We start from the raw sequence: 17,029 nt of genomic DNA, 5'->3' as shown, positions 1-17,029 counted from the left end.
GAGACAACGATGAAGACCCGCGCAGCCGTTCTGTGGGACCGCGAAAAGGATTGGACCGTGGCGTCGTCCCAGTTCCGCATAGGTTCGGACGCGGTCCGGCGGGAGCCGCCCGCCGGCCTGCGTGATGTAGCGGAGGTCGGGCAGATCCATTTCGTCGAACCCGATTCGGTCGAGGAGATCGAAGGTATAGGGCACGCCTGCGAAGGTGGTGGCGCGGTGGGCTCGGACGAGGTCCCAGAACCCGGGGTCGGTGACCGAGCGAGTCGTGAGGATCAGGGCGGCGCCGCGGACCAGGTGGCTGTGGATGACCGACAGCCCGTAGCAGTAGTGCATGGGCAGCGTCGTGACAGCACGGTCGGTGTCGCGGATGTCGAGGTATTCCGCGATCGACTCGGCGTTGGTCTGCACGTTGCGGTGTGAGAGGCGGACGAGTTTCGGTGATCCGGTGGATCCGGAGGTGCTCAGCAGCAGGGCGAGGTCGGGGTGCAGCAGGTGCGCGGAGCGCTCACGCTGCTCCTCGACCACCGTGCGCCCGTCGGCGCTGCGCACCACGACGTCGGGTCGGTACGCGGCGATCAGGCCGCCGAGGCTGTCGGGATTGTCGCCCGGTGCCAGCAGCACCGGATGCCCGGCGACCAGGGCCGCGAGGTAGGTGACGATCAGATCGATCTCATTGGCGCCGGCGACCAGCACCAGACGGCGGGTCCCGCCGAGCTGTGAGGCCTGCCGCTCGACGCGTTCTGCCAGGTCGCGGTAGGTGACCGTCTCGTCGGGTGTGATCAGTGCTGGTGCGTCACCGAATCCTTCCAGCTCACGCGCGAAGCGCACACCGGGGCGCTCTACACGGACGGACTGGCTAGGCACCGACCGAGTCTATAAGGCATGCCGTACCTAACTCGCCTGCTGGCACAACTACTGGGTAGAGAACCGTACCGTTGGCCGCGCAGTGGGGCGTGGATCCGCAACCGGTAGCCAGCACGGACCACACCACCTGAGGGCCAGGTCGCGACCTGGGATCAGTTGTCGCGGCAATCGAGACAGTGAGCAGGCTGTCAGCACGACCGATCGTGGCTTCATGACCACTCAGACTTCACCTACCGTGTGGTCGAAGTGGTCGAAGTGGTCGAAGTGGTCGAAGTGGTCGAAGCGTCTGGCTACCAGGGCGATACGGATGTCTCGGATCCTGCTCCGGTGTCGGTAAGTCGGGGAACCGGTCGGTGCCGAGTCCGTGTGAGGCGGCGTCTCGTGGGTCGGCGTCTCCTCGGTCGGTGGGGGTTCGGGGGTGATCTTTCAGCGGTCGAGGTGCTTGTGGCGCGCCTCCGTCGCATGGAAGATCCAATTCCCTGCGGCGGAAGATGTCCATCATGACGTCGAGCAAGGCCTCCTCAGTGTGCGTAGGGGACTGATGAACAGCCGGGGCTTGGCGTGGTCAGGGTGCGGGGCTGAACTTGTGCTCGACGTAGGCCGGGTTCTCGTCCGGTGTCCGGGTGACGGTTCGGCAAACAGGCGGCCTCCCAACGCCCGTCGTCGGCAGGCTGCCGAAAGTCCGTCAGGGGTGGTGTCAGCCTGGTGTGATTGCGGCCACATCAGTTGACTTCGGTTTCCCAAACATTTCTACTTGAGCGGCCCGCAAACAAAGGGCAGGCTTAGCTACATCCTGTGAGACGGCTGTGAGCGCATTTGAGAGGAGACCGTCGTGACCGGACCGGCACATCGCCTCCTCGAGGACGGCACCGGCTCCAGAAGCTGACAGGCTCCCACAGACAGGCGTCCGGGACAGCGTGCGCCACCCCCGCACCCGTTGACTCGTGCGGACTTTCGTTCGCGCCCTTCTCCCTCAGGACCGGTTTGCCATGCACACCCCCAGCACGTCCACCGACCCCAGCACTTCCGCCGACCCCACCGGGGCCGCTGACCGCACCGGTTCCGGCGTCGTCCGGAGGGTGCGGTGACGATCCCCGATCCCGGGGCCGAGTCGCCCATGCTGATGTCGCCGGTCACACCGCTCGCACCGCGCCAGGTTCGCGCCGACACCGTGTCGTGGGGTCCGGTGCACGCCGGGCGGGCACCCCGTGGCGGACGGAAGCGGCTGCTGCCGGTGCCACCGGGGGAACCCGAACGCCCTCTGGCGTTGCACGATTCCTGGGTCATCGTGCTCGCCGCCGCTCTCGTGGCCGCGGTGGCGCTCGCCGGGGTGCTGTGGATCTCCGTGCACGTCCGGGTGGATCCCGTGCTGCACACCGCGGCCCTCTTCGTGCACCTCGCGTCGCTGGTGCTCGGTTTCGGTGGGGTGCTGATCGCGGATTACCTGGTGCTGCTGTGGATCTGCGGCCGATCGACGCTCACCGAGGCGATCGGTGGCGCGGAGCGACTGCACCTGCCGATCTGGGCCGGCCTCGCCGGTCTCGTGGCCAGCGGCGCATTCCTCGAACCGAACCTGGCCTCCGCGCTCACCCGGACCAAGCTGGTCCTCGTGCTGGTCCTGACCGTCAACGGACTGCAGGCACTGATCCTGAGCCGACGAATCGCCCACAGCGACGGGGCGCACCTTCCGACCCGCCTGACGGTGTGGGGCGCGGCCACCGCACTGATCTCCCAACTGTGCTGGTGGGCAGCGGTGTGGATCGGCTTCTGGAACGCCGAGCACTGAACTTCCCGAACCACCCGAGAGAGGCATCCATCGATGAAGAACACCCGCACGACACTGTCGTGGGCCGCGCTGCTCTGGGCGGCGGCGGCGACGGCGACCGCGTGCACACCGGCCGCGACGTCGGAGACCGCACTCCACGCGCTGCCCGACAATCACTATGCCCGCACCACTCTCGTCGCGAACAGCCCCTCGTACGACGCGGCCACCACCGTCCCGGCGATGGTGAACGCGTGGGGAGTGGCGATCCGGCCGCAGGGGGAGGGCGGGCACTTCTGGGTCGGTGCCGGCGGGAACTCCTTCGAGTTCGTCGGCGACGTGACCGCCTCACCCGACCCCGCACTGCGCACACTGCATCAGGATGCGCTCCGCGAGGTCACCGTCCCCGGCGCGGACGCGGACACCTCCGACGCCGGCATCGGAAAGACCACCGGTGTGGTGTTCAATCCGGCTCCGCTGACCTCCGACAGCTTCGTCGTCACCGGCCAACCCGTCGACGTGGACGGCAACCAGGAGCTGCTCGGCGGATCGTCCCGATTCCTCTTCGCCACCGATTCCGGCCGCATCTCGGGCTGGACCGAGCAGGGCGCCGACGGGCGCATCGTCCGCCACGACGGCCCGGCGAAGGAGATGTACAACGGTGAGTCGGCGGGCATGAACTTCTTCGGGCTGGCCCTCGCACCCGGCCGCCACGACACCTTGTGGGCCGCCGACTTCGGGGCCGACCCGCAGATCCGTCAGTTCGACAAGACCTGGCAGCCGGTGCCCACACAGGGATTCGCCAATCCGTTCGCGACGGGCGATCTGCTCGACCCCGCCGACCCGGCCCGGGGCAAGCAGGCGCGGCCCGGCGACCCGGCTCCGTTCAACATCGTCACCGCGGGCGACCGGGTGTTCGTCACGTACGCGACGACCACGGCGGCCGAGAACGGCACCGGATTCGTTGCGGGCGAGGAAGACTCACTCGACGCCGAGCAGGAGACGGCGGCCGGGGACCGTCCCGGCCGCGGCAGGGTCGCCGAGTTCGACGCGGCGGGCCATCTGGTGCGGGTCCTCGGCGATCAGGGCCGGCTCAACGCTCCATGGGGTGTCGCCGTCGCACCCGCCGAGTTCGGCGCACTCGGCGGCACGATCCTCGTCGGCAACTTCGGCGGCGCCGGACGGATCGCCGCCTTCGACGACGTAACCGGCGCCTTCGTCGACTACGTCCGAGACGAATCCGGTGACATCGTCGCCGTCGAGGGCCTGTGGGGACTGCTGTTCGGCAACGGGGAGAGCCTGGGCGATCGCGACTCGCTCTACTTCACCGCCGGTCCCACCGGCGAGAAGGACGGCATCTTCGGCCGCCTGCGCACCGCCAACTGACAGGACGAGATCATGACACGGGGCCTCGGGCTGAGCATCGGGACCGCAGGCGCCGTTGCCGCGGTCGCCGGCGAGGACGGCGTCGACGCGGTGCTGACCCGCCGATCCACCCTGACGTTCGGCCCGCCGTCGACCGTGCGGCTGGGCAACCCACCGGACGGCGCCGGGGTGACGGCGGGCTTCACCGATCGGATCGGGGAGGCCGTCGCCGCCGGCGACGGATTCCGCTACACCGGACAGGATCTGGTCGCCGCCGCCGCGCACTGCCTGATCGCCGAGACCGCTACACCGGACGACACACCGATCGTGCTCACGCACCCGGCAGTCCACCCGGCCCGGGACGTGCACGCGCAGCGGACGGCACTGGACCGCGCGGGACTGGCCCGGGTCGGCCTGGTCGCCGAACCCGTCGCCGCAGTGGCCTGGCTCGAGTCCGAACACGGTCCGCTCGGCGACGGCCTCGCGCTGGTCTACGACCTCGGCGCCGACAGCCTGGACCTGACCGTGGTGGCGTTCGGCGTGGGGAGCGGGTCCGACCCGATCGTCGGTCGGCCACTGCGTTCGACGGAGTTCGGCGGGCGTTACCTCATCGGGGTACCGGAGGAGTCGGTGCAGGCTGCCCTGTCGGGGACCCTCGAATTGGTCGTGGACTGTCTGCACTTCGCCCACGTGAGCGCCGCGGACCTCGACGTCGTCGTGCTCACCGGCGGTGCAGGGACTCTTTCGGCGGTGGGGGAGTTGGTGTCCGGGGCGCTGGGCACCGCGATCGTGTGCGCACCCGACCCCGCGACCACCGCGGCGCGGGGTGCTGCGGTCCTGGCGGCGGCGTCGCACTGTGCGCCGATCGGGACGGCGACACGGTCGACGACGCCGGGACCTCGGAAGCGGTGGGCAGCCGTCGCGGCCGTCGCGGCTGCGGCCCTGCTCGCCGTCCCGCTGTTCGCCCGTGAATCCGCGCCGAACCCGGCCCCCTCCGACATCGCCGCGAGCCAACCCCTTTCGCGAGGCGGATTCGGTGTCGTCGAACAGGCCGAACGACCGCACATCCCGTCGCGCCGCGCTGCGGGGTGGACACCACCCACCGCGGCGGAGGCACCGCCGGAGCCCGTCGCCGTGGACTACATCGCGTATGTTCCCGTCGTCGAACCGGTTCTCGTGCGGGCCCCCGCCGCGGCCGCTCCCGTCGTCGTGGATGCTCCCACCGAATCCGTCAGCGCCTCTGTGACTTCGACATCGCTCGCTGCGCCCCTCGGTCGGACTCTGGTGTCGACGCCGTCGCCGTCGCCGACGTCGGCGAATCCGGCGACGTCGCCGACCGTCGACGCGACAGCGACACCGACATTCCTGTCTGAGACGGGTGAGCCGACCCCACTGCCCGAACCGACCCCATCGGACGAGACGCCGGACACCGACACCCCGGCCCCTCCGGACCCGGTGCCGACCGAACCCACTGGACCCGCACCCGCGTCTGGGGAGCCGGCGGAGCCGCACAGTCCTGACGGCGCTCGACGATGACGTCAGCGACCCCGACTCTGATACCTGTAATGCAGGCAGTACCAGCATTTGCCATGTTTCCCACCCGTCTCGCTTACCCGAGATGTAGGCGACCGGGCGTCGGAATCGCCGGACGGCCGCCCGGTCCCGCCAGCGAGCGGTCCGTGGTGAAGGGCTACGGGCGCGGTGTCTTCGCTACCGACCTGGGCAGTGGAGGCAGCCACTGTCTCCGCGGATCGAGTGCCAGTAGGGCCAAGGCCGATCTACTGCTCCCGAACACCCGTGCTCGTCACCGTGTCGGCGTTGCTCGCCGTCCGCACCGGTGAGTGGGGGTTGGCGCCGGAGCTGACGGAGGACGCCGCGGCCCGGATCGCCGGCGGGGTGTCCTCGTCGCGGGCCGAGGGAACCCGCCGCACCTACGCCTCCGCGTGGCGGTTCAGTACTTGGTTCATCGCGCACAGGCACACCGTGCTGCCGGCGCACCCGGTGACCGTGGCCGCCATCGGATACCGCCACCGCGCCACCGGACACCCCACCTGCACACTCACGAGCTGGTGCGCTCGGGAACCCCCCTCCATGCTGTCCGGGATCCGCCGCACCTACGCCACCGCGGGCGACCGCCCGCGCACCCCGCGGGCGCCGCTGCTGGTCGACGACATCGTCACCATCGTCACCGCCGCTCGGCAGGCTGTTACCGGCTGGGCGCCGAGGTCCACGGCCGGCGCGACACCGCTGTGTTGCTGATGGGTTTCGCCGGCGCGTTCCGCCGCAGCGAACTCGTCGCCCTGAACTGCGGCGACGTCAGCGTGCACCGGCTCGACGGAATCCACATTCGGCTACGCCGCTCGAAGACCGACCAGGAAGGCGCCGGCGCGATCAAAGCTTTGCCGTTCACCACCTCGCATGTCAGTTGCCCACCGTGCGCATACTTCCGGTGGGCTCAGGCGGTCGATCCGCAAGAACGGCAACCTCTCCGAGACCGCCCTGTCCGGGGCGTCGGTGCACGCGGCGATCCGCCGGCGCGCCCTGGCCGCCGGGTGCGGCGCGAACGTCGTCCCCAACTCGGCGGGCACTCCCACCGCGCGGGGTTCGTCACCCAGGCCGGTCATCTAGCCGCATTCTCCGACACGCTCGACGGTGGGATGAGATCCTCCCGGAACTGGCCGGGGGCGGCGCCGTGCCGTCACGATCTGAACCCGGCAGCGCCCGGGGTTGGCCGGCCCGCATTTTTCAGCCGTGAGTCAGTTTCGGGCTGCGATCATGGACTGCACGATGCGGCTACTTGTGGTCGAGGACGAGCGGCGCCTGGCCGCCGGGCTGCGCAAGGGGCTCGAGGCGGAAGGTTTTGCTGTCGATGTCGTGCACAACGGCACCGACGGCCTCTGGATGGCGCGCGAGAACCCGTTCGATGCGATCGTTCTCGACATCATGTTGCCCGGGGCGAACGGTTACCAGGTGTGCCGAACCTTGCGCAACGAGGGCAATTGGACCCCGATCCTGATGCTCACCGCCAAGGTCGGGATCTGGGACGAGGTGGAGGGCCTCGACACCGGCGCCGACGACTACCTGGCCAAGCCGTTCTCGTACGCGGTGCTGCTCGCCCGGCTGCGGGCGCTGCTGCGCCGGGGCGCGAGGCCGCGTCCCACCGTGCTCGAGGTCGGGGACCTGCGGTTGGATCCGTCGGCCCGCCGGGTGTGGCGCCGCGGGGAGCAGATCGATTTGACGACACGTGAGTTCGCGGTCCTGGAGTTCCTGCTGCGCCATCCCGGCGAGGTGCTGCCAAAGACGGACATCCTGGGCCACGTCTGGGACTTCGACTTCGACGGTGACCCGAACATCGTGGAGGTCTACGTGCGGCGGCTGCGCACCAAGCTGGGGCGGCCGACGGATCCGCCGGTGATCGAAACCGTTCGTGGAGCCGGATATCGGCTGGTCGCCCATGCTGACTGACCGCACGCCCGCCCGTATCCGCCGGGCACGTGCGCGCGTCGGCACGGTTCGGGCGGGCACCACGGCGGTGGCGACCGTGATCGTCGCGGTCGCACTGGTCGTGGGCGCCGCCGCGCTGATCGTGGCGCTGCGCGGCACGCTGATCGACGAGGTCGAGGAGACGGCCTGGGCGCAGGCACACGAGGTGGCGCGTCAACTCGAATCCGGTCGACCGCCGACATTGGAGGTCGCCGGCAGCGATGAGCAGCTGATTCAGGTGCTCGGCCCGGACGGCGAGGTGCTCGCCTCGAGCCGCAACGTCACCGGCGAAGCCGCGGTGGTGCGACTGGAGCCGGACGAGTCCGCGCGGGTCGTGACACCGCTCGACGACGACCCGTTCGTCGCGGTCGCGGCGGGTGCGCAGACCCCCGCCGGGCCGCGGACGGTGGTGGTGGCCAGGGCGTTGATCGGCGTCTTCGACACCACGAGCCTGATCACCAGGCTGCTGATCGTCGGACTGCCGATACTGCTGTTGGTGGTGGCGGGCACGACCTGGCTGACGGTGGGCAGAGCGCTCGCGCCGGTCGAGGCGATCCGGCGTGAGGTCGACGAGGTCTCGGCCGCACACCTGCACCACCGGGTACCGCAGCCCGGGACCGACGACGAGATCGGGCGATTGGCGGCGACCATGAACCGGATGCTGGCCCGCCTCGAGCGTGCCCGAAACAGTCAGCGGCGCTTCGTTTCCGACGCCTCGCACGAGCTGCGCTCACCGATCACCACGATCCGCCAGCACGCGGAGGTCGCGCTCGCGCATCCGGACCGAACCACCACCGAGGAGCTGGCCGAGGTGGTGCTCGCCGAGGACCTGCGGATGCAGCACCTCGTCGAGGACCTGCTGCTGCTGGCCCGCGCGGACGAACACGTCCGTCCGCCGAGTGCGCCGGTCGATGTCGACGACCTCGTCTTCGACGAGGCGCGCCGGCTTCGCGCGACCACCTCCCTGCGAGTCGACACGGCGGCCGTGACGGCGGCACGGGTGCACGGCGATGCCGAGGCACTCGGCATCGTCCTCCGCAACCTCGGAGCCAACGCCGCCCGGCACGCACAGAGCCGGATCGACTTCACGCTCGCCGAGCGGGGCAGCGGCGTGCTGTTGACGGTCGACGACGACGGACCGGGAATCCCGGAACCCGAACGGCGGCGGGTGCTCGAGCGGTTCGTCCGGCTCGATGCCGCGCGCTCCCGCGACACCGGCGGCAGCGGTCTGGGCCTGGCCATCGTCGACGAGATAGTCCGGGCACACGGCGGGTCGGTGTCGATTTCCGAATCGCCGCTCGGCGGCGTGCGCGTCGAGGTGATATTGCCCGCGGGCGATGGCTGAACATGTTTCGACGAGCGTTCAGGCTGCCGTCAGGTGGCCGGGGCCAGCCTTGATCGCACGAGGAGTTTCAGCGAAGGAAGTTATGCGATGAGGATCAAACACGTCCGACTTGCGGCGGCCGCCGTGGGCGTCGCGGTCGCGATCGGAACGGGTGTCGCGGTGGCCTCGAGTGGTGACCAGGAAACCCCCATCACCGGGGACGCCCTCACGAAGGCCAGCGCCGCCGCCCTGGCGCACACCGGTGGCGGAACCGTCACCGGCACCGAGATCGGCGACGAGGAGAGCCTCTACGAGGTGGAGGTGACCCTGCCCGACGGCAACCAGGTCGACGTCCAACTGGACCAGAACTTCACCGTCGTCGGCACCAAGACCGACGGGCCGGGCACCGACGACGGACACGGCGTACCCGACAACGACGGCAACTGAAAGGGCCCCGGGATGAACACCGGCCCCGTGCGCCGCCTCGTCGCGATGTCGCTCTGCGCGGTGATCGGTGTCGCCCCGGCCGCGTGCGGCAACGACTCCGCCCCCGCGGACTGCGCATCAGGGTCGTCGACGAATCCGGCGACCCGACCGACGACTGTCTGCCCCTCGCATCGGACACTGCGCGCGTCGACCTCGGCACACCGACCTTCGCCGCACCGACCTCGATCACGAACCGGCTGCATCCGACGAGCGCGCTCACGCAGGCGATCTACGGCGGTCAGGTGGGCGGCGAGCCGCTGCGCACCGAGGTGACCCGGCTGCCCGGGACCAAGACAATGGCGCGGCACGCCGGTCGAGACGGTGATCGTCCAGTACGTCGCCTACCTGGACGGGCGCATCCACGAGGTGGCGATCGACTGGTTCGCCCAGGCCGACGACGGGTCGGTGTGGTACTTCGGCGAGGACGTTGTCAACTTCGAGAACGGGAGCGTCGCCGACACCGAGGGGACCTGGATGGTCGGCGACCAGACACCGGCCGCGATGATCATGCCGGCGCAGCCGCGCGCCGGTGACGTGTACCGCCCGGAGAACGCCCCGAAGGTGGTGTTCGAGGAGGTCCGCGTCGAGAAGATCGACCAGGATGTCGCCGGCCCCAGCGGAAACATCGGCGGCGCCATAGAAGTCAGCGAGGTGCACATGGACGGGACACGGGAGGGAAAGGTCTTCGCCCCCGGATACGGCGAATTCTCCACCGGAAGCCCCGCTGGTGACCTCGATGCGGTGTCGCTGGCCTCGCCCACCGACACTCGGCCGGGTCCGGCTCCGCCGGAGTTCGGCGCGCTGTCAATCGCCGTCGGCGATGTTTTCGGGGCGGTCGCGGCCGCCGACTCCGAACGCGCGAGGCAGGCCGCCACGGCACTCGATCGGGCATGGGATTCGGTGCGTACCGTGGGCATTCCGCCTCAGACGGAGCTGCAGATGCAACGCGACATCGACACCCTCACCCGCGCCGTCGGCGATCGGGATTGGGGGTCCGCACAATCGGCTGCGCAGCGCGTCGCCCAGAACGAGCTCGACCTGCGGCTGCTGCACCAGCGGGTGATCGACGTCGACCTGGCCCGTCTCGCACTGTGGGCACGCCAGCTTCCGGTCGATGTCGCCGCCGCCGACACCGGTTCGGTCCGGGGTGATACGGCGGCGCTGGATCGGGTCTGGGAGCGCACCCGGCCCGGGGTCGAGGAAACCGAGGATGTGGACACCGCCCTCGAGCAGGTGCGGCAGGCGGCCGACCGCGAAGACCTCCCCGCGGTCGGCCGTACCGCGGCGAACCTCACGCAAGCGGTCGCGGGATTGCACACCAGGTAACGGCGAGCACATCGTGCGGGTGGTGGGCGCCGACTTAGACGCGAGAGAATCCCATGACCGCGGCGGCCGCGGCGGCGAGCAGTCCGAGTCGCCGATCGATCAGGAACAGTGCCGCGGCCATCGCGGCGACGGCGGCGTGATTGCTGGGGACGCTGTAGCCGGCGGCCGGTGGGCAGCGGTGAGGAATGACACCGAGAACAGTGTCATCCCGAGGCTGGAGTCGTCGACCATCGACGTATTGAGCAAGTGCGTGTTCCGGGCGAACGTGGTCACATCGGTGTACCAGGTGCCATCGATCTGCGATTCGTTGAATGTCGCTCTATGGCTGATCATTTCGTCACCATTTTTCGTCTGTCATCGGTGGTGGGGACCGGGTGCGGGTGGGGTCGGTCTGCTGGTGGCGGTTGTTGCGGCGCCGGCGGTCAGGGTGAGCGCGGCCAGGACTGCGAACCCGGCGGTGAGTGAGGCGGCCGCCGCGGCGCCCGCGACCAGGAGTGGCCCTCCGGCGTCGCCGAGCTCGCGGCCGACTTCCGCTGCGCCCATGGTCTGCCCCATCCGCTCCTGAGGGGTCGAACCCGCCAGCGACGCGAACGCCAGCGGTGTGATCAGCCCCGTTCCGGTGCCGATCGCGACGGCAGCAAGGAGCACTCCCGGTAGCCCGGGAAGCATCGCGCACCCCAGTCCGGCGGCGGTGAGCAGCAAACCGACTGCCGTCCCGGACCCCGCTGAGAGGTGGCCGGCATCGAGTGCCCGGCCGGCCCGGGGTTGCACCACGGCGGCGCAGGCTGCGAGAACCGACACCGCCGCCCCGGTCGCGATCGAGCCGAGCCCGGCGGCGGCACCGGTGACCGGAAGGAACCCCACCCCGACGGACAACGCCGCCGTCGCGACCGCCAGTGCGGCGGTGGGGCGTAGGAAACGTCGATCGGTTAGTCGGTGCGCCAAGTCCACGACCGTCTGACGGGTCCGCGGCAGAGGCGGAAGGGCGGGCACCACGCCCATCGCCCACCCGGCGACCGCGACCGCGAGCGCGGTCATCACCGCGAACAGCAGGGTGAGGCCACCGACCCATACCAGGGCCCCACCGAGCAGCGGACCGAGGGTGTAGCCGAGGCTCTTGTAGAACCCGTACGTTCCGAATGCTGTGCCGTGCTTGGCCGTCGGGGTCATCCGGGCGACCAGCGCACTGGCTGCCGGGGAGAACGCGGATGCGGCGCCGCCCTGCCCGAGCCGGGCCAACCACAACCCGTCCGAGTCGTCGACGATGACGAACACCGCCGAGGCGGCGGCGAATCCGATCAGCCCGCCGAGCAGGACCGGTCGGGCACCGATCCGGTCGGCGAGGGTCCCGAAAACGGGTTTGAGCAGCACCTCGGCGCCGTCGTACAGGGCCAGCAGGACGCCGAGGTAGAGCAGCGAGCTGCCCAGATCCTCGAGGTCGAAGGCGAGGTTCGCTGCGACGGCGTGCGCTCCGAACGCGGTGGTGAAGCCGGCCGCATACAGCGGCCACCTTCGCCACCGGACGTGTGTCTCCTCCGTATTGGAGTCCGTCACCGCCGGCCGCCCACATCGGATGGCGGCTCGGGGGCGTGCAGCGCGGCGATGACCCGCTCGGCGTAGTCCTCGAACCGCAGCGTGCAGCGCTGCAGCCTCGCTGTGGCCTCGTCGGCGTGGTGCGCGCCGAACACATCGCGGCCCTTCAGGTCGCGGTGCCACCGCCGCAGGCGCTCGAGGCTCTGTTCTTCTTCTTCGAGTTCGGCGAGGGTGAACTTCCGGATCCGGATCTCCTTGTCCAGTTCCGCTTCGTATTTTCCGCAGTCGGACAGGAATTCGGCCCAGTCGTCCTCCCGGGCGGCGGTGAACATCGCCTCGAATCGGGCGGCGTCTGCGGCGCTGGCACCGGTGGCGTGCAGGAAGATGATCTCGCCCGCCGCGCGCTCGACCAGTTCGGTGGTGCGCTCGATGCCGGCGGTGAAGGCGGGGACGTTCGGCACCGCCCAGGTTCCCTGACCCAACGAGAGGGCGCCGACCTTCCGCAGTTCCCGCCAGACCGCCACCCGGTGCCGCGACGGCTCCGCGGGCAGCTTGACCAGCGCTATCAGCCAGCGGGTCGGCTTCTCCTCTCCTTCGTCCACCAGGAGAATGTATCAGGCGTTACTTTTCAGCCTGTCAGGCGTGTTACTCGGATTGGGGACGGTTGATGGCGGCGCGCCACCACACTCACTTGGTAATACCGATCTGTGTTACATGGCGTATTCTTGGGGTATGGGTACGACGACTGTCCGGTTGGATGCGGAGATGGAGAAGGCGCTGGCCGTTCTCACCGCGGGGGGTGAGACGAAGTCGAGTGCGATTCGGGGTGCGATTCTCGATGCTGCACGGCGGCGTCAGGAGGCGAAGTTGCGTGCGGAGGCTGCCGCGTTGCGGGAGGACCCGGAGGATCGTGCGGAGGCTCAGCGGGTGTTGGGGGCGATGGAGTCGTTGCGTGCGTGGTGAGGTGTTCCGGATGAAGGCACCTCGGAACGCGCGTGGTCACGAGCAGCGGGGACAGCGGTATGCGGTGGTGGTGCAGAACGATCTCCTGCCGCTGTCGACGGTTCTTGTCGCTCCGACCTCGACGTCGGCGCGGACGGCGTCGTTTCGCCCGGAGGTGGTGGTCGACGGGACCAGCACGGTGGTGCTGGTGGAGCAGACCGCCGCGGTTGATCCGACCCGGTTAGGGGAGAGCGTGGGGTTTTTGAGTCGCGGCGAGCTGGACGCGGTGTCGGCCGCGTTGCGGGTGGTCCTGGCGGTCGACTGAGCGGGACTGCGAACTTGAGATGGGCGACCTGCTGTATTTTTTGGCGACGCGCTCGGCAGCACGGGGGCGTGGAGCTTCGCCTGTCCCTGCGGAGTGTGGTCGTGGTCGGTGAGCACGACCACACCCGATCCCTCCGGTCGGCGCGGATATCGGTTCGGCCCGTTTCTCTCACGGCCCGGATACCAGCGCCGGTGCCGAACGTGCCGTTCGGTGAGGTTCTTTGGTCGAGGTCGCGCGGGATGATGAGTTCAGGTCCGGGCGTGGCAGACGGTTCCAAGTGTGGGGCAGTCGGTGCGGATGCGGAGGAAGTACAGCACCGCTCCGGACCGCGGGATCGGCATGGGATCGGAGACCACGACAGCGGGCGGGTGAATCCATTCGTCTTCGGCGGAGACGAAGACGGTTAGTAGCTCCGGTGCGTCCTGTCCGAGTACGAGATCGCGGCCAGGCGTGCGCCTTGTGTGCGGATCACGCGGGCGCTCCTGCATCGATGACATGTCCGTCGTTGGGTGCTCTATTTTGGTGCGGCCATCGTTGCTAGGCGTTGATGCCGGCATCGCGGGAAAGCATGTGTGACCTGTGGGTATGACATGTTTCGGGTGGGGTGGACGAGGTCCCGGCAGCGTCCTGGATCGAGCTGTTCCTCTATGCCGATCCAACCAAACTGGTTGCATTCGAGTGGCATTTCGGTAGTGTATTGGTATGTATCCCGCAGGGAAGCGCTGATCCGCGTGACTCGGCGCGATACCGGGTAGGGCGGCCTTCACTTTAGGTGACAACGCTCGAACGGCAACGCTGCACAACTTCATCCCAGTACATCACCCAAGGCTCATTTGTTTGGCGGTCCAGGCCGCTGCTGCACCTGAGCCGACTTGAGAATGAAGGTGCTTCCATGTCCTCTGAACTGCTGACCGGCGGGCACATCGAAACCACCCGCATGAACATCCACGAGCTGACACGCCAGCTCAACAGCCATCTCGGGCCCACACTCGTTGCGACCCTCGCGGGCGTGCGAGATAGAAAACTCCCACACAAGTGGGCGAAGGAAGACGGGCCCGAACCGCGAGACGAAGCCCGCGCCAAACTGCTCGCCGCGCACCGAATCTGGCGTCTTGTCAGCGAAGCCGAGAACGACAGTGTCGCTCGAAGCTGGTTCATCGGCGCCAATCCGAGGCTCGAAGAAACCGCGCCGGTGATGATGTTGCGTGAGGGCAAGATCCAAGATGTTATTTTTGCCGCTCAGGCCTTTGTCGAGGGCACCGATGACTGAGTGAGAGGCGGCCGGTAGGTGGTCCAAGCGTTAGGTTCCGCGGCTCACACCCGCACTTGTGAGAAGACCGGACTAGCTCTTGTGGCCGCTACCGGCTCGCGTGCGTGGCGGATAGCGAAGACCTCCTACGGTCCGATGAACCCACCCCTGCGCGAGTTGGACGGTTCCCCCGAGTCCTGGGGACGCTACGACGTCGCGGGGCATCGGACGATCTATTGCGGAGCCCCGCGCGAGGCTGCATACGGGGAATCGATCGCCCAGTTCAGACCCGCGATCGAAGTGCCGCTGACCGATCTGTTCGACAATGACCCCTCCGACACTCGAAGCCTTGCCCAGGTGGTGGCGGAAGAATGGGCTGACCGCCAGCACATGCCGCAGGGAAAACTGGCGGCGGGCTGGCGGCAAGAGCGTTTGATTCACGAAGTGACGCTCCCGCGCCAGGGTTGGTTCGTTGATATGGAGCGTGCACGAAGCACCACCGCAGTTGCGGCCGTAATGCCCCAGGAGCTTCTGGACCGTGACGTCGAGCAACTCACGATCGGATATCTCCGAAGCGAAGACCGGATCTTGACCACCGGCATCGCCGGCTGGATCCACGCGCAGGTCCTCGATGACGGGTCTCTGCCTCATGGGATCTACTTCGGCTCGAAGCACGACCGCAAATGGGACTGTTGGGCAATCTGGCTACGCGCTATCGACGACGGCCACCCTGCACACAGTGAGCCGACGACCTGCCGTGAAGGCCAGATCATCGGTAAGCCGAGCGTCAACAGACCATTGGACTGCGTCGCACGCGACTTCAATATTCACTGCCATTAGGGCCGTTCGGTACTGCGGATGATTTTGTCGCGGTGGCGTTCCTGTCGGTGCAGGTCCCACCGAGGGCTGCGCGGGCGATCCTGGACACGAAGGCTGAGGCGCTGAATGCCCGGTGGGCCCGGATCGGGACCTGGAAACCGCCCTCAGGGCGCTGCCGGGGATCGGCCAGAGGAAGGCGACGAAGCTGATCGCCCGTAAACGCCCGTGGCTGTATCCGATTTGGGACTCGGTGGTCAGTGAGGTCCTGGGCACTGAGCGAGCGCATTTGAACCCGGTCCGGGAGGCGCTCCGGACCGACGACGGCGCGTTGCATCGCCGGTTGCTGTCGCTCCGCGGGGAGGCCGGCCTCCCCGAAGAGATCTCAGCTCTGTGGGTGTTCGATGTGATCGCGTGGATGGATGGCAAGGACCACGAGCCTGGGTGAGCGCTCTGACCTGGAGAGATGACACGTCTTGCTATTCGGGTTGTTCGAGGGTGTTGGTGATGCGGTCGTGGACCGGAGGTTTCGAGGTTCTGGCCGGCGGTGTGGGCGGCGGTGTGGGCGCGGGTGTATTCGTCGTTGCTGAGTCGGATGGGGATGCGGTGGGCGGGGCCTGGGGTGGGTTGCTGGGCGAGTTCGCGTCTGAGGTGCTCACGCATTTCGCTGATGGGCAGGGTTACAAGGTCGGTGAGGATCTTCAGCGCTGGTGGAGGCGGGGTCGTCGAGCAGGGCCAGGAGTAGGTGGTCGGTGCCGACTCCAGTTCTGGTGGTGGGTGCGGGCGGCGCCGGCGGCGAGGACGACCACGTGGCGGGCTTGATCGGAGAATCTCTCGAACACCATGACGCGCTCCCTCCCCAGGCGTCGCCGCGAGCGACGCGAACTACTGCTGAATTCCCTGCTGCCCATTCTGGGTGGTGTGCAGGTGGTTATGGGTGGGATCGACGCGACCTCGGCACCCGCGGGTGTAATGGTGCTGTGACCTGGTGTGATGACATGTCCCCGGTTTGTGATGTGGGGGCGCCGGCAACGTGTCGGGGGAGCTCCGGCGCCGGGTTGTCGGCGGGCGCGCGGGTGTCGGTTTCGTCCGTTTTCGAACCGTTTTTGAAAGTTGTTGATTGGCAATGTATTTGAGTAATCAATTGGGGAATAAGTGTTTACGTATGTTATGCACAAACGTCAGGTTGTAAGGTTCAGAATCGATTGTTGATCAACAAGTTTGGTTGTTTCGAGATTTTGTATTGTTTTGGGCTGCGTGGGGGTGGGTGGTATGCTGTGGGTATGACATGGAGCGGCGCGGGAAGGCGAGTGAGCGGCGGGTCGGGCTCACCCTCCCGCCTCCCCAGCGTCGTTGGGGTGTGGTGGGTACCGGATCGAACGGGACGATGAAAAGTGCAGGTGAGAACCTAATCTCGGAAACTCAGAGGAGCGAAGCGACTCGATCGACGGCAACGGGAATGGACCCACTGAGAGGCGCGCAGCGGCTCCCTGGCGGGGAGCGAAGCGACTCGCCCCCGTCTCCCGGTGCGGAGCACCGGGAGCAGCGCCGCGG

Annotated in this window: 13 protein-coding genes and 4 pseudogenes; 13 read left to right on the top strand and 4 right to left on the bottom strand. The window is 68.2% G+C overall.

The genetic code is table 11. The features are described from left to right. Positions 1 to 36: 36 nt before the first annotated feature. Positions 37 to 828, bottom strand: a pseudogene (locus tag RHA1_RS35680) (AMP-binding protein); the annotation flags it as partial. A 1,120-nt stretch (positions 829 to 1,948) separates the two neighbouring features. Between RHA1_RS35680 and RHA1_RS35675 the strand changes: the two are divergent. From RHA1_RS35675 to RHA1_RS35640, 8 genes and pseudogenes are all read left to right on the top strand, one after another. Further along, a complete protein-coding gene (locus tag RHA1_RS35675; protein WP_011598962.1) occupies positions 1,949 to 2,650 on the top strand; it encodes a hypothetical protein in 702 nt (233 codons plus the stop codon). 33 nt (positions 2,651 to 2,683) lie between these two features. Further along, complete coding sequence (locus RHA1_RS35670; protein WP_011598961.1) at positions 2,684 to 4,012, top strand: TIGR03118 family protein; 1,329 nt, start codon at positions 2,684 to 2,686, stop codon at positions 4,010 to 4,012. A 12-nt stretch (positions 4,013 to 4,024) separates the two neighbouring features. Next, entirely contained in the window at positions 4,025 to 5,527 is a 1,503-nt protein-coding gene (locus RHA1_RS35665; RefSeq protein ID WP_011598960.1) for an Hsp70 family protein, read from the top strand. Between the two features lie 261 nt (positions 5,528 to 5,788). After that, a pseudogene (locus tag RHA1_RS52345) lies at positions 5,789 to 6,609 on the top strand (integrase); the annotation flags it as partial. Positions 6,610 to 6,778: 169 nt separating this feature from the next. Then, on the top strand, positions 6,779 to 7,456 hold the full coding sequence (locus RHA1_RS35655) for a winged helix-turn-helix domain-containing protein (protein WP_011598958.1): 678 nt from the start codon (positions 6,779 to 6,781) through the stop codon (positions 7,454 to 7,456). After that, on the top strand, positions 7,446 to 8,819 hold the full coding sequence (locus tag RHA1_RS35650; RefSeq protein WP_063721806.1) for a sensor histidine kinase: 1,374 nt from the start codon (positions 7,446 to 7,448) through the stop codon (positions 8,817 to 8,819). The genes RHA1_RS35655 and RHA1_RS35650 overlap by 11 nt, the downstream gene beginning before the upstream one ends. An 87-nt stretch (positions 8,820 to 8,906) precedes the next feature. After that, the gene (locus RHA1_RS35645; protein WP_011598956.1) at positions 8,907 to 9,245 is read left to right on the top strand and encodes a PepSY domain-containing protein; all 339 of its coding nucleotides are present in this window, start codon (positions 8,907 to 8,909) and stop codon (positions 9,243 to 9,245) included. 360 nt (positions 9,246 to 9,605) lie between these two features. After that, positions 9,606 to 10,610 (top strand): hypothetical protein, encoded by a 1,005-nt coding sequence (locus RHA1_RS35640; protein ID WP_011598955.1) that lies wholly within the window; start codon positions 9,606 to 9,608, stop codon positions 10,608 to 10,610. A 354-nt stretch (positions 10,611 to 10,964) separates the two neighbouring features. Here the strand turns inward: RHA1_RS35640 and RHA1_RS35635 are convergent, their stop codons facing one another. Further along, positions 10,965 to 12,164, bottom strand: coding sequence for an MFS transporter (locus RHA1_RS35635; protein ID WP_011598954.1), 1,200 nt, complete (start codon positions 12,162 to 12,164; stop codon positions 10,965 to 10,967). Beyond that, positions 12,161 to 12,745, bottom strand: a complete 585-nt coding sequence (locus RHA1_RS35630; protein ID WP_011598953.1) for a Chromate resistance protein ChrB — start codon at positions 12,743 to 12,745, stop codon at positions 12,161 to 12,163. The genes RHA1_RS35635 and RHA1_RS35630 overlap by 4 nt, the downstream gene beginning before the upstream one ends. Before the next feature lie 130 nt (positions 12,746 to 12,875). Here RHA1_RS35630 and RHA1_RS35625 point away from each other — a divergent pair, with 130 nt between their 5' ends. From RHA1_RS35625 to RHA1_RS35600, 5 genes and pseudogenes are all read left to right on the top strand, one after another. Continuing rightward, a complete protein-coding gene (locus RHA1_RS35625) occupies positions 12,876 to 13,106 on the top strand; it encodes a hypothetical protein (RefSeq protein WP_041813359.1) in 231 nt (76 codons plus the stop codon). Continuing rightward, on the top strand, positions 13,096 to 13,410 hold the full coding sequence (locus RHA1_RS35620; protein WP_041813107.1) for a type II toxin-antitoxin system PemK/MazF family toxin: 315 nt from the start codon (positions 13,096 to 13,098) through the stop codon (positions 13,408 to 13,410). The genes RHA1_RS35625 and RHA1_RS35620 overlap by 11 nt, the downstream gene beginning before the upstream one ends. 892 nt (positions 13,411 to 14,302) lie before the next feature. Further along, the gene (locus RHA1_RS35610; RefSeq protein WP_011598950.1) at positions 14,303 to 14,680 is read left to right on the top strand and encodes a hypothetical protein; all 378 of its coding nucleotides are present in this window, start codon (positions 14,303 to 14,305) and stop codon (positions 14,678 to 14,680) included. Positions 14,681 to 14,698: 18 nt separating this feature from the next. Continuing rightward, entirely contained in the window at positions 14,699 to 15,499 is an 801-nt protein-coding gene (locus tag RHA1_RS45370; protein ID WP_011598949.1) for an RES domain-containing protein, read from the top strand. A gap of 32 nt (positions 15,500 to 15,531) precedes the next feature. Beyond that, positions 15,532 to 15,923, top strand: a pseudogene (locus RHA1_RS35600) (DUF6308 family protein). A 282-nt stretch (positions 15,924 to 16,205) separates the two neighbouring features. Here the strand turns inward: RHA1_RS35600 and RHA1_RS54020 are convergent. Beyond that, positions 16,206 to 16,320: pseudogene (locus RHA1_RS54020) on the bottom strand (Clp protease N-terminal domain-containing protein); the annotation flags it as partial. Between the last annotated feature and the right edge of the window lie 709 nt (positions 16,321 to 17,029).

It is taken from the genome of Rhodococcus jostii RHA1 (assembly GCF_000014565.1).
GTDB classification, from domain to species: domain Bacteria; phylum Actinomycetota; class Actinomycetes; order Mycobacteriales; family Mycobacteriaceae; genus Rhodococcus_F; species Rhodococcus_F jostii_A.
This window is presented reverse-complemented; position numbering and strand designations above follow the sequence as displayed.

Coding starts and splice junctions, on each gene's coding strand:
- RHA1_RS35625 (WP_041813359.1), top strand. CDS start 12,876: ATGGGTACGACGACTGTCCGGTTGGATGCGGAGATGGAGAAGGCGCTG.
- RHA1_RS35665 (WP_011598960.1), top strand. CDS start 4,025: ATGACACGGGGCCTCGGGCTGAGCATCGGGACCGCAGGCGCCGTTGCC.
- RHA1_RS35650 (WP_063721806.1), top strand. CDS start 7,446: ATGCTGACTGACCGCACGCCCGCCCGTATCCGCCGGGCACGTGCGCGC.
- RHA1_RS35670 (WP_011598961.1), top strand. CDS start 2,684: ATGAAGAACACCCGCACGACACTGTCGTGGGCCGCGCTGCTCTGGGCG.
- RHA1_RS35655 (WP_011598958.1), top strand. CDS start 6,779: ATGCGGCTACTTGTGGTCGAGGACGAGCGGCGCCTGGCCGCCGGGCTG.
- RHA1_RS35610 (WP_011598950.1), top strand. CDS start 14,303: ATGTCCTCTGAACTGCTGACCGGCGGGCACATCGAAACCACCCGCATG.
- RHA1_RS35645 (WP_011598956.1), top strand. CDS start 8,907: ATGAGGATCAAACACGTCCGACTTGCGGCGGCCGCCGTGGGCGTCGCG.